This window comes from Microcystis sp. LE19-84.1B, from assembly GCF_027531875.1.
GTDB lineage: Bacteria > Cyanobacteriota > Cyanobacteriia > Cyanobacteriales > Microcystaceae > Microcystis > Microcystis panniformis.
Genome location: NZ_JAPZSR010000404.1, coordinates 14396 through 27817, shown reverse-complemented (window position 1 = coordinate 27817; position 13422 = coordinate 14396). Strand labels below are relative to the sequence as shown.

The window sequence follows — 13422 nt, the reverse complement described above, 5'->3', positions numbered from 1 at the left end:
TCTAAAGGTCAAATTTGAAAATTTTTGCCTCAAACCCTATCGGCGTAAGAACTTCAGGATTTTGTGTCCAGTAGTTCATTAGTATTTCATTGCTTGAACTCAGGCTCTGTAAGACTTTTAGCCATAGCTAGTATGTTTATACGGGGGAAGTCCAGGTACATGGTTTTTTAACTGTGGTATGCGACGGTGGTGGAAGCAGAAACTTAAATCGTGAGGTTTAGGAATCGCCGCACTTTTAGGGCGGCGAGGATGTCAACTGGAAGGAATCCTCTTTCTCGATCGCCTTGCTTCTCCGGCGGATTTATACTCGGAGGAAGAATACCAAAAAATCAGTAATATTGCTGAATATAAGCGATAAAATCGCAAAATATCTCTACATCTTCAAAATAAGTTAAATAGCTTAACGGGACTATCTTTATCTGGCGACAAAATTTTTGTTGGTAAATCTAAATTTTTTGTTAAAATGATAACGATTATCATTCTAGGAAAACTACCCTAACAAACAAATGAACTACTTGACAAAATAAATTAATTATGCAGTAGAACTCTGCCCTCAATTAACTAGGGAGATACTCAAGACTTTTTCGGTGACTAGGAAAATCAATTTTTCCAGGTTTCCGCACCAGAGATAACCCCAAAGACGAGGAAATAAACCGATAGCTTTCATTAGTTATCGTCTAGATGCCCAGAAAAATAAATACTCTAGCAAAGGGTATTTATTGACAATTGGTAAAATCAGAAAACTTTGCCGATCAATTAACTATTGGAGTCTGTAAAAATATCTATGACCTTAGCTAAGTCCAAAGCAATTTTCGACAATGATGACTACAATCACTTTCCCGAAGTGATTACCGAACCTAAATCGCCGGTATCGGAAGCCGAGATGATGCAAGCGGTAAGAACACTGCTGTTAGGATTAGGAGAAGATCCCGATCGCGAAGGTTTACGAGACACTCCTAAACGAGTAGTAAAAGCCCTAAAATTTCTCACTTCTGGTTATCAGCAATCCCTGGATGAATTGCTGAATGGGGCAGTTTTTCACGAGAATGCTAACGAGATGGTTTTAATCCGAGACATCGATATGTTTAGCTCCTGTGAACACCATATTTTACCGATAATCGGCCGCGCTCATGTTGCCTATATTCCTAACGGGAAAGTGATCGGTTTATCGAAAATTGCCCGCATCTGTGAAATGTACGCCAGACGACTGCAAGTGCAGGAACGTTTAACCGCACAAATTGCCGATGCTTTGCAAGGATTACTACAACCTCAAGGGGTAGCTGTGGTGATTGAAGCGACTCATATGTGTATGGTAATGCGCGGGGTTGAAAAACCCGGTTCTTGGACTTCTACGAGTGCCGTGCGCGGTATTTTTGCCGATTCTGCTAAGACTCGTCAAGAGTTTATGAGTTTGATTCGTCATAGTCCCGATTTTCACTAATTAGTCAGGGGGATCAGGATTATTTGATCGTCCTATCCCCGGTTTTTTCCTAAGCAAAAAACTAGAGCAAAACCAGCTATTTACTGTTTACTTTTTATTTTTGACGCGCTGTTAAGTAGTCGGACATAAATTCTGTTGTCTATCTTAAGAAATGTAAATTGCCGCAATTCTTACTGACGACCGACTCCTGACTCCTGAATCCTTACCCCACGGTTAACTTTACTTTTGTTCAACTACTTATCATGCTGATTCGTCCCCGTCGTCTTCGTTATACTCCAGCGATTCGCCGTCTTGTTCGTGAAACTGAATTAACCGTTAATGACTTGATTTATCCCCTCTTTATCATGGAGGGAGAAAATCAAAAGGTGGCTATTCCTTCTATGCCCGATTGTTATCGTTATTCCCTTGATTTATTGCTCAAAGAAGTGGTTAATGCTTATAATTTAGGCATTAATGCCATCGCTCTTTTCCCCCTGATTGCCGAAGATAAAAAAGATAATTTCGGTAGAGAAAGTTATAATCCCGATGGTTTAGTGCCAAGAACGGTGAAAGCGATTAAAAAAGAAGTCCCTGAAATAATTATTATTACCGATGTTGCCCTCGATCCTTTTTCGATTTATGGTCATGATGGTATTGTGGAGGACGGTAAAATTCTCAACGATGAAACCCTGGAAGTTTTAGTGAAAATGTCGCTCTCGCAAGCGGCAGCCGGGGCTAATTTCGTCGCCCCTTCCGATATGATGGATGGTAGGGTCGGGGCGATCCGTCGAGCTTTAGATGCGGCTGGCTATCTGGATGTGGGAATTCTCGCTTATACGGCTAAATATGCCTCTGCTTATTATGGTCCCTTCCGAGATGCCTTAGAATCAGCACCAAAATTTGGTGATAAGAAAACCTATCAAATGGATGGGGCTAATAGTCGGGAAGCCTTACGGGAAGCCAGTTTAGACATAACAGAAGGGGCAGATATTATTATGGTTAAGCCCGCTCTCGCCTACCTCGATATTATCCGTCGTCTGCGCGATAGTAGCCATCTTCCCGTCGCCGCTTACAACGTCAGTGGTGAATACGCAATGATTAAAGCGGCGGCAAAACAGGGCTGGATTGACGAAAAAAGCCTGATTTTGGAAACTTTAATCAGTATGAAACGAGCGGGGGCCGATTTGATTTTGACCTATTTTGCTGCCGATGTGGCATTAATGAAACAAGAAAGCCGATTTTAGGGTTTTTGCCAGCGAAATTGATAGACATTATCCTGCGCTCCCCATACCTGCCGACCAAGGCTATCATAACCTCGATCGCTGGTATCCATGCCCTGGGAATGTAGAATAATTGTATTAGTTATTTTCACCGCACCTCTGGCATTCGTGGGACAACCCTGGGGGGGAGTTTCTCCCCGATACCCCCCCGCTATCGGTTTTAAAAATACAGTACACACCGACTCAGCCAAATCTGATACATTTAATCTTCTTTCTGTCAAGTCTTTGTTACAAAAATTAATAAAGTTAGCGGCATTATTTAACTTATAAGCTTTTGATTCCACAGTGGAATTATCGGGGCTAGGTTGAATGACTAAAATTCTTTGACGATAGGGTTGATTTAAGCGATCGATGATCGCCTGTTCTTGATAAAGATAAATACTATCCTGTTTGGGGGAAAAATTCACGGCACAGGTAGTCATTTGCACCTTAGCAACGCGGGGGTTAGTCTGCGCTTGTTGCGTCGTATCCATAACCCCAATTAAATGATTAGCCACCCCCTGCACTTGCGGATTAAGGGGCAAAGATTGAGTGAGAAAAAATCCTAGGGCGATCGAAGTTTTCAGCATGAGGGGAAGCTTGATTCCGGTTAGTCTCTAATTAGCTTAAACTGATAAGCGGCAAGAGCAAAAATTCCCCTTTTCCCATGGCTAATCATCTGGCTGAATCTGAAAGTCTTTACCTGCGAAAACACGCCGAAAACCCGATCGATTGGTGGTATTGGTGTGACAGCGCCCTAGAAATTGCCAGGAGAGAAGATAAACCGATCTTTCTGTCGATCGGTTATTCTAGCTGTCATTGGTGTACGGTTATGGAAGGAGAAGCTTTTTCCGATCGGGCCATTGCCGATTATCTCAATCAGTATTTTTTGCCGATCAAAGTTGATCGCGAGGAAAGACCGGACATCGATAGTATCTATATGCAAGCATTGCAGATGATGGTCGGTCAAGGGGGTTGGCCGCTGAATGTCTTCCTAACACCCGATAGTTTAATTCCCTTCTATGGTGGCACCTATTTTCCCGTGCAACCGCGCTTTAACCGGCCCGGTTTTCTGCAAGTGTTGCAATCGGTACGTCGCTATTATGACGAAGAAAAGGAGAAATTAAGCAAATTTACGGCCGAAATGCTGGGCGCACTGCGTCAATCGGCTATTTTACCCCGAGCAGAGACCAATTTAGCCGCTCCTTCCCTTTTAGCCACAGGAATCGAGAAAAATACGGCGGTGATTCGGGTTAATCCCAATAACTACGGTCGGCCTAGTTTTCCGATGATTCCATATTCTCATCTGGCTTTGCAGGGCAATCGCTTTGGTGACGATTGGGACGATTCCCTCCGACAAGCGGCCTATCAACGGGGGGAAGATCTGGCCCTAGGGGGAATCTATGACCATGTGGGGGGAGGATTCCATCGTTATACGGTGGATTCGACGTGGACAGTTCCCCATTTTGAAAAAATGCTCTACGATAACGGGCAAATTGTCGAATATTTAGCCAATTTGTGGAGTGCGGGTGATCGAGAGGCGGCCTTTGAGAGAGGGATTAAAGGCACGGTTAACTGGCTAAAACGGGAAATGACCGCCCCAGAAGGTTATTTTTATGCGGCCCAAGATGCCGATAGTTTTGAGAAGGCCACGGATGGGGAACCGGAGGAAGGGGCCTTTTATGTCTGGTCGGATCTGGAGTTAAGGGATTATCTCTCGACCGAGGAATTGGGGGTGCTGCAGGCTAATTTTACCGTCACTGCCGAGGGTAATTTTGAGGGTCGTAATGTGCTGCAACGTCGGCAAGGGGGAGAATTAGGGAAGGAGATAGAAAATATGCTCGATAAGTTATTTATTCGGCGTTATGGCAGTTCTCAAGCCCAATTAGCTCTTTTTCCCCCAGCCAGAGACAATCAGGAGGCGAAAACCGTCTCTTGGCCGGGACGGATTCCGGCGGTAACGGATACGAAAATGATCGTCGCTTGGAATAGTTTGATGATTTCCGGTTTGGCCCGGGCCTTTGCCGTCTTTGGCGAACCTTTGTACTGGCAAATGGCCGCTCAAGCGGCCGAGTTTATTCTCAAGCATCAGTGGTTAGATGGACGTTTTCAGCGCTTGAATTATCAGGGTCAGGCCTCGGTTTTAGCCCAATCGGAGGATTTTGCCTATTTTATTAAGGCTTTGCTCGACCTGCAAACCGCTAAACCCCAAGAAACTCGCTGGTTAGAGGCGGCTATCGATCTACAGGGGGAATTTGATCGCTGGTTTTGGGCCGAGGATGAGGGGGGATATTTTAATACTGCGTCCGATCATAGTCTCGATCTGATCGTGCGGGAGCGAGGTTATACGGATAATGCCACCCCTTCGGCTAACGGAATTGCGATCGCTAATTTATTGCGTCTGTCGCGATTGACGGAAAATCTAGAATATCTCGATCGGGCCGAAAAGGCCTTGCAATCTTTTAGTACCATCCTAGAACAGTCCCCCACCGCTTGCCCCAGTTTATTTGTCGCTCTCGATCACTATCGTCACGGTTTCTGTCTGCGCGCCCCGGAAAGCTCGATCGAGCGGCTGTTAAGTCGCTATTTGCCCACTGCGGTGTATCGAGTCGATGCCAGTTTGCCCCCTAGCACATTTGGGTTAATTTGTCAAGGGTTATGCTGCCTTGAACCGGCGGAAAATTTAGAACAGTTAGACCGACAAATTGCCGGGGTGATGACGGGGGAGTTAGGTTGATTTTGCCCAGCCCAGCCAATGGAGGTTAAAGATTGCTTGATAGATGGGATTATGGACTTGCAGCCGGCCTTGATCTTTGATCACTAACCCTGATAAAAGTAACTCTTTTTCTGGGGGGCTATCCTTGGCAATCACCTCTTTTTCCCTTAAAATCCGTTCATAGAGTCTCAGGAGCAACTGGGAGCGATGACTGTTGAGGAGCCGATCGCGAATAGTCCGCAGATGTTCCGGTTCATCCTGAGCCTCCCAATTGTCAATGATCTTCTTCTGTACTAAGTCCTCAATCCAGAGGGCCTCACCATTGGGGGGAATCGGTGAGGCAGCGGTGCGAATTAACTGACAGAGTTTTTGGGTCAGAAAAGGTTGACCGTTTGTCCAAGCAAAGACTTCTTTTAAGACAGTTTGCGGGTTACTAACTTTCTCGGCCAATCCGCGCAGTAAAGGCTGGGCTTCGTGTTCCTTAAAACCCTCCAATTGAATCGAATGACCGATATTAAAAGGAGTGATTTGGTGGTCGGTAATTAAATCGGAGGGGGTGACAACACCGAAGAAAGCGAAGGTCAAACGTCGATAGAGCGGGTTAAAACTGCGCTGGTTATAGCAGGAACGAATCAGGGCAAAAAAGTCATTAACCGCAAAATTTAAGCCCAAAACGCTATCGATTTCATCGATAAAAATCGCGATCGGTTTCGGGGGAGAACCTTCCATTATCCCCACTTCCAGCAATAACACTTCTTCAATAAATTCGCCCAAGCGCTGCACTGCCGAGACATCTTCCCGTTCTTGCCACCAAGCTTTCAGATTAACCCTTTTGAGCAGGCCAAAACGTCGCCCTAACTCGAAGGCTATCCCCTTGTACCATTGGTCGGGAGTGACATTTTCGCTGCCGATACGGGTTAAATCAATGGGAGCGCAACAGATGCCCTCGTGTTGGAGGTGATCGATCATGCGTACCATTAAACTAGACTTACCCATTTGACGGGGATTGAGAACATAGCAAAAATCGCCGCGTTTGAGGGCTTTATAGAGATAACGGTCGGCGGCGCGGACCACGTAGGTGGGGGCATCCATGGGCAAACTGCCCCCCACTTGGTAGTCAAAGGTGCTAGATTCTTCGCTACTTCTGAGCAGTTCATTTTCAAACAGTAATTCTGCTTGGGTGGCCTTGAGAATTTCTAGGGTTTGGCTGAGTTCTAGGGTGCGCTGCTGCACTTTCTGTTCTAGGGTGCGGCTATACTCGGCTAATTCTTCGGTAAAGCGAATCCGTTCCGCTTCCGCCTGTTTTCGTTCGCTAATATCGGTAAAAGCGGTGATCGCATAGATAATTTCCCCTTTTTCGTCAAAAACGGGCGTGGCATACACTTCTAGGGGAATAATCTTCTCTCCTTGGTGAATTTCTAGATCATCCATCGTGTTTTTTTCCCCCCTTAAAGCTCGCACAATCGGCTGGTCTTCGGTGGGATACAATCGATCGGTTCCAGCTTGATATAACTGATAGGTTTTCCCCAACTGATTAGCCGTGGTGATATTAACTATCCCTTTTCCTAAAATCTCTTGGGCGGTTTGATTGGCATAATAGGGTTGACTGTCGGCATCGAGGACGAATACCCCCACCGGCATGGCTTCTAAAAATTGCGCTAGTTGTCTCTGTTTGGCTTTAATTTCGGCGTAGAGTTTGGCGTTAGTAATTGCGATGGCAGCTTGGCTGGAGAGCAGTTGCAGCACTTCCAATCTTTCTTGGGTAAAAGCCCCGACGGTGAGATTATTTTCTAGATAGACAATTCCCCGCAGTTGTCCTTGGTCGAGGAGGGGTGTGCAGAGCAGCGATTTGGTTTGATGGGTTTTTATATAGGGATCGTTGCTAAAATTGCCCTGATGGGCGGCATCGTTATTAAGAACGGTTTGACCGCTCCGGGCTACATAGTTAATAATTGAGACGGGAAGATGTTCTTCGATGGCATTAGATTTAAAGACTGTCACCCTATCTTCCTGCACTGAACCGGAGGCTTCAATCGATAATTGTCCGCCGCTTTCTAGGATAAGATAGCCCAGCTGCGCCCCAGCATTTTCGATGAGAATTTTCATCAGGGTGGCGAGTAATTTATCTAAAACTATCTCGCTAGAAATGGCTTGGGATGCCTTCATAATCGTGGCTAAATCTAACAGTTCTCCCGCATGACTGGCTGAATTTTTTCTGGTGGTAGTTCTCGTGGTTTCGGTCAGGGAATTGGAACCATAATTATTGACCATTAACTGAGAATAGCGGCTTTCTATATCTTTGACTTTAGCGGTTGCTCCCCAAAGAGAATAGAGATAAGCAGCTTCATTGATGTAGGTTTTGGCAATTTTTACTTTACCCCAATCGAGATAGAATTTCGCCGCTAGTTCGTTAGCTAGTGCTTCTTCATTAATGTCTTCATTTTCCTTGGCTTTAGCAATGGCTAAATCGTAGTTTTCTATGGCTTCTAGATAGGATTGCTGCACTCGATCCTTTTCCGCTTCCACTAAATAAAATTTATGGAGATAGTTCTGGGGTGCTTGATTAGCCCATTCCTGTTGCTTTTTCTGATTATTCTTCACCCGTTCTAATACTTGCTGTTTTTGGTCATTATCCAGATGATTATAAATAGCTAAATGGGCGAGGGAATCATAGAAATTATGCAGAGAAATCAATAAAGTAGCGGTAGCTCCCCCTAGATAATTTTGGGCTTGGTTAGCATTTTCAATGGCTTGTTCGTACTGTCCGAATAGATAACAAAGGTATAATTTATTAACAAATAAAGCACAGAGACCATAGAGATCATTAGCCTCTAGATGGTACGGTAACATAACAGTTTCTTGATAGTATTTTCCTTCTAAACGGCTGGGATTTTCCGAGCGCCCCAGCAGATTTAAAACTGTTTGTCCGTAGATTTTTAGATAGTTGCGGGTGTTTTCTTGTTTGAGCTTAACAAAAGCCAGATCATAGTTAGCTATTTCTCGGTCTAATTCTGTTAATTCCTGTCCGATAAAGGCGGAATGAAAACAGTAAAGATAGGCGCAGGTTGTTCCGTAGTAGAGATCCCCCATTTCTAAACCAGTTTGATAGGAAGATTTTAACAAGGACAGGGAATTTTTAATCGGTTCTTTCCAGATACTAATAGTGGTGGAAAAGACGGCAATTATTTTCGGCATTAGGGCTTTGGCATGAAATTTATCGGCAATGTTTAAAGCCAATTTTCCAAATTGATAACCCGTTTCCCAATCTTCTAAAAGACCACAAAGAATTAAGCCATAATTAACATAAGTAAAAGCCGCTAGATAACTATTGCCGTACTGAATTGATAAGTTAACCTGTTTTGATACTAGGACAGGTAAGAGATGCGGGGCGGCAATAAAAACAGGAGAAAATATGGCAGCCGCTATCTTCATTATTGCTAATTTTTCTTCTTCATTTATCGGCGGTAAATTAGTTAAATCTTCGATATTTTTACCCGCTAATTTTTGCCGAGTTTTAGTGAGTTCTTCCTGGATATCTGATGATTGTAAGGATTCAGGAATCTCGAAATCTAAGCTTTTTAGAACAGATAAGCCAATTTGTACCGCTTTTAGTTCTTGATTTTGGGCGTGATAAGCTTCGATGATGACTTCATAAACTTTGATTTTATCTAGGGTGGTTTTTGCCTGTTTTAATACGAGATTAGCCCAGCACTGCATCTGCTCAAAATCCCCACTTAAATAGGCGATTTCTGTGGCTTCAGAATAAATATTTAAAGTCAGTTGATAGTTATTTTCCCAGCTTGATTTTTCGAGAAGTTTTTGAGCAATTTTAATATATTTTAAAGCTCCAGTTTGGGCATTAGCAGCTTTTGCTTTTTGGGCTGCTAGTAAATTCAAGTTAGCCACTAACTCTCGTTCTTTTTCCTCACTGATTATTTGATAACCAAGATTGAGATGATCGACTATTTTAAAAATCTTTTCCGATAATTCGTTGACAGAACTATGCTGCCAAAGTAGGCGACCAATTTTTAGATGAATTAAAGATTTTTGGCTGTCTTCGATGAGAGCGTAAGCTCCTTGTTGAATACGATCATGAGCAAATTTATATTCTTGAATCAGTAATTGTTCATCTAATTCTGAGAGGGGAATAATTAAACCAGCTTCGCTACTAGAAGTTAAAATTGGTAAAAGTTCTGGAGGTGATTTTTCAGAGATTACTGCTAGAGTATTTAAATTAAATTCTGAGCCAAGACAAGATGCTAAACTTAAAACTTCCTGGGTTTCCAGAGGTAATTTTTGCATTTTACCCATCATAAATTGAATCAGATTATCGGTACTACCAATCCTTTGAATTTGGCCGAGATGCCATTGCCAATAGCCCCTATTATTATCGGTTTTAGTGGTTGTTTGCTCCCCTGGTTGGAAAAATAGCAAATTTTCCCAGTAGATAGTTTTGAGAAATTCATTGACAAAAAAAGGATTACCGTGGGTTTTTTGCCAGACTAAAGCGGACAAAGATTGCACATATTCTGGTGAATGATTTAAGGTGTCGGCAATTAACTGATTGACCTGTGCAGGACCCAGAGGTCTTAAAATAACTTGATTGATAATTATGCCCCCCTGCTCTAATTTATCGAGGGTAGCGGTTAGGGGGTGGGTGGAATTAATTTCATTACTGCGATAGGAGCCAATTAAAAACAAATAGTCCATATCGCCATCGAGCATAATTAATTCTATCAACTGGAGACTAGCCAAGTCTGCCCATTGTAAATCATCGAGAAAGATGACCAGGGGATGTTCTGGGGAACAAAAGACCCGAATAAAATTTTTAAAGACTAAATTAAAGCGATTTTGAGTAGCGATCGCTCCTAATTGTAACACCTCTGGTTGTGGACCGATAATTAATTCTAGTTGGGGAATCACATCAATAATAACCCGTGCATTCGCCCCCAAAGACTTTAGGAGTTTTTGTCGCCATAGTTGCAGTTGTGGCTGACTTTCCCCCAAAAGTTGCTTAACCAGATTAGTCAAAGCGCTAATCACGGCAGCATAGGGAATATCGCGCTGAAACTGGTCAAATTTACCAGAGATAAAAAAGCCGCGTTTTTCAGTAATTGGCTGATAAATTTCCCTAACTAGGGTGGTTTTACCCATGCCAGAATAACCCGTAACTAGCATCAGTTCGGTGTGAGAGTAGTTTTTAGCTGCGGTGGCTACCCGTTGAAAAGCAGTGAGGAGAGTGGCGATTTCTGCCTCCCTACCGTAGAGTTTTTGGGGAATTTGGAACTGATTGGCTAGGTCTTGCCTAGCGATGACAAAATCCTCAATTTTACCCGTTGTTTCCAGTTGTCTCAAACATTCCTCTAAATCTGCTCGAATACCGTAGGCACTTTGGTATCGTTCCTCGGGGGTTTTAGCCATCAGTTTCCTGATGATTGCTTCCACCACTGGGGGAATTTTCTCCCTGACGAGACTATTAATCTCCAAAGGTTGTTTAGCCAGATGACAGTGAACTAATTCCAAAGCATCGTTAGCTGGAAAAGGTAATTGTCCGGTGAGCAGTTCATAGAAGCTAACGCCCAAAGAATAAAAATCCGTGCGGTAATCGAGACTGCGATTCATCCGTCCGGTTTGTTCGGGAGAAATATAGGCTAAAGTCCCCTCGAGGACGTTGGGATTTTTTAGCCCCGGATTTTCCCGCTGCAGGACGCTGGCAATGCCAAAATCGATGATTTTAATCTGTCCGGTTTCGGGGTTAAGAACTATATTGGCAGGATTAATATCTTTGTGAATAACCTTGGCGTTGTGAATTTTCTCTAAATTAGCCACTATTCGGAGTGCAAGGCTTAAAAAGTCCCTTAAGGCTAGGGTTTTGCCCCCTAGCCATTTTTTTAAGGATACACCCCCGAAATCTTCCAAAATAATCACGGGAGTTCTGCGGTAGGTTTCTAAACCATAGGCTTTAATCGCCCCCTCGAAGTTCAGACCGCAGATGGTTTTATACTCCTGTTTGTAGTGGGTTAGTTGTTGGGTGGTGGGATATTCTTGCTTGAGGATTTTGAGCATAACCGGTTGATTATCGACGGTGCGAATGGCCCGATAGACTTCCGAGTTAACGCTTTCGTAAACTTGGGCAAGAATGTCGTATCCGTTGAGAACAATCATTTTTTTACTTGGCGATTGTAAATAGCTGCGGGTCTCCCCAAGAAAAATTCTACGGGAACCAAGACCAGACTCCGCAAGGCTGACAGAACTCGATTTACCTGTGAGACGGAAGGACGGGGAGAAGAGACCACCTGCTCGAAATACTCGGAATGCAAGGTCAAACCAAAGTGAACATCTTCAGGTAAGCTCAGTTTAGCAATCGGTCCGTCCTTGAGATTGTCAGGGTTAAATAACCAGGCTTCTAATGCTTTGGTCGGGGTTAAAACCGTCGTCAATAGATAGGCCTGTTCTTGGGGAATAAACTGAATGCTATCTAAAATATAGCCATCAGGACAAACATAAAAATCCAGTAGTCCCCGACCTAAATGTGATACATGAGTATCACTGGCATTTTTTTCTTGGCTAATCTGTTCAGTTAACTGATTCCAATCCTTATCAAAGGGAACCTTGGCTAATACCGAGGGCAAGTCATGACAGGGAAGTTCGGCATCGCTGAGGATGCGATTGCTTTGGTCGCGACAATCCATATACTGACGACGACAAATTAATTCGCGCACATAACCGAGATAGATTTGATAAACGGCACTGTATCCCTGTTCCGATTCCCGGGGGTCGGCGGTGTAGAGACTGGTACAGAACCAACCCGGATGGATGAAAGCTTGTTCGCTCATCACCCTGGCATCTTCGATAACCACTTTGCGCAGCACTCCGACATCAAAGGAAAACATCCAGGGGATGCCGTGGTATTCGGGGGGATAACTCTGACCGGTAAAATGTTGGATATCGTCTTTTTCGATCGCTTCGGTTAAACTAATAGTGGCATTTTGGATGGCCACAATCTGAATTTGACCGTTGGTACTATGGTAATTACAAAGGAAGTGATAACTGTCGCCATTGAAGGTAATTAATCGCGAGGGAACGGTGGTTTCTTCTTCCTTGAGGTCTTGACGTTTAACCAGATAAATTTGAGTTTTCGGATAGGTTTCTTCGGGCCTGATTCTGATACCTAATAGTTTGGCCACTCCCATCTGAAAGGGCATATCGGGAATCATGATATAATCTTCGGTGACGATGACCGAATGGGGACTACCATCGAGGATAGTTCCCTGTAGTTTCCAGGGTTTAAGTTGTTTTTTTTGATCCCAAAGCACAATATACACCGATTTATCTAAATCTTTTAACATACCTCCCGATACAAGTTTTAGCTTTAATTCACAGGTGATAAATTCTTGGGTCTTTTTGTCGTAGAAGGGGTGAGCGGTATTTTCTAGGACTGGGAAAAAAGATAAAGGCACGGAAACAAGATGTTGGTCAAAATAACCAATCGGAGTGATAGTATCAAGGGAAACGGGGTCCACTTCCCAGTAACGTCCCGCATCGGCAGTGAGAATTAATCTGGTTTCTTCTATTTGTTTATCTTCGGAAACTTTTTCTAGTTTAACCATAGCAGTATTCGCTATTTCCGAAGAACCTAAAATGCTGACCACGGCGGGAAAAGTGGCTTGACTAATATTAAATATCGGTAAAATTTTTCGCCAGAAACTATCCCAAGTTTTTAGTTTTTTACTGTAAACGTTAACTTGATTATTTTTCCCTTGCAAGTCCCATTTAATAATTACACCTTCGCCAGAGAACAAATGACGGTCATTTTTTCTATGAAAAGGACAGACGATAAAAACGTATCCCGACAGATTTTCCGGCCAATGTCCCTCGGTAATTGTGGCGACTGCCTGATATAAATTGTTCTCATCCGGCCGACCGAGTTGCGAGCGACTAAAATTACTAACGTTGACAGTATTTTGGACAGTATCTTTGATTGACATATTCATAAGTAGGGTTTGCTGAAAAAGTGTGTTGGTGGG

General features: G+C 43.5%; 6 protein-coding genes and 1 pseudogene. 4 read left to right on the top strand and 3 right to left on the bottom strand.

Annotation, left to right across the window (positions count from 1 at the left end; translation table 11 throughout):
• Positions 1-256: 256 nt before the first annotated feature.
• The 3 genes and pseudogenes from O9324_RS27350 to hemB all read left to right on the top strand — a co-directional run.
• Positions 257-358: pseudogene (locus tag O9324_RS27350) on the top strand (peptide deformylase); the annotation flags it as partial.
• Between the two features lie 426 nt (positions 359-784).
• Positions 785-1441, top strand: coding sequence for a GTP cyclohydrolase I FolE (folE, locus tag O9324_RS22580; RefSeq protein ID WP_002758386.1), 657 nt, complete (start codon positions 785-787; stop codon positions 1439-1441).
• Positions 1442-1683: 242 nt separating this feature from the next.
• A complete protein-coding gene (gene hemB, locus O9324_RS22575; protein ID WP_287729136.1) occupies positions 1684-2664 on the top strand; it encodes a porphobilinogen synthase in 981 nt (326 codons plus the stop codon).
• On the opposite strand, the gene O9324_RS22570 is transcribed toward hemB, so the two are convergent.
• Positions 2661-3269, bottom strand: coding sequence for a chromophore lyase CpcT/CpeT (locus O9324_RS22570; protein WP_288141363.1), 609 nt, complete (start codon positions 3267-3269; stop codon positions 2661-2663). The genes hemB and O9324_RS22570 overlap by 4 nt on opposite strands.
• A 77-nt stretch (positions 3270-3346) precedes the next feature.
• Between O9324_RS22570 and O9324_RS22565 the strand changes: the two genes are divergently transcribed.
• Complete coding sequence (locus tag O9324_RS22565) at positions 3347-5416, top strand: thioredoxin domain-containing protein (RefSeq protein ID WP_288141362.1); 2070 nt, start codon at positions 3347-3349, stop codon at positions 5414-5416.
• On the opposite strand, the gene O9324_RS22560 is transcribed toward O9324_RS22565, so the two are convergent.
• Together O9324_RS22560 and O9324_RS22555 are read right to left on the bottom strand one after the other, a co-directional pair.
• A complete protein-coding gene (locus O9324_RS22560) occupies positions 5408-11560 on the bottom strand; it encodes an AAA family ATPase (protein ID WP_288141361.1) in 6153 nt (2050 codons plus the stop codon). The two genes, O9324_RS22565 and O9324_RS22560, sit on opposite strands and share 9 nt — an antisense overlap.
• A complete protein-coding gene (locus O9324_RS22555; RefSeq protein ID WP_288141360.1) occupies positions 11557-13389 on the bottom strand; it encodes a carotenoid oxygenase family protein in 1833 nt (610 codons plus the stop codon). Before O9324_RS22555 ends, O9324_RS22560 begins: the two co-directional genes overlap by 4 nt.
• Between the last annotated feature and the right edge of the window lie 33 nt (positions 13390-13422).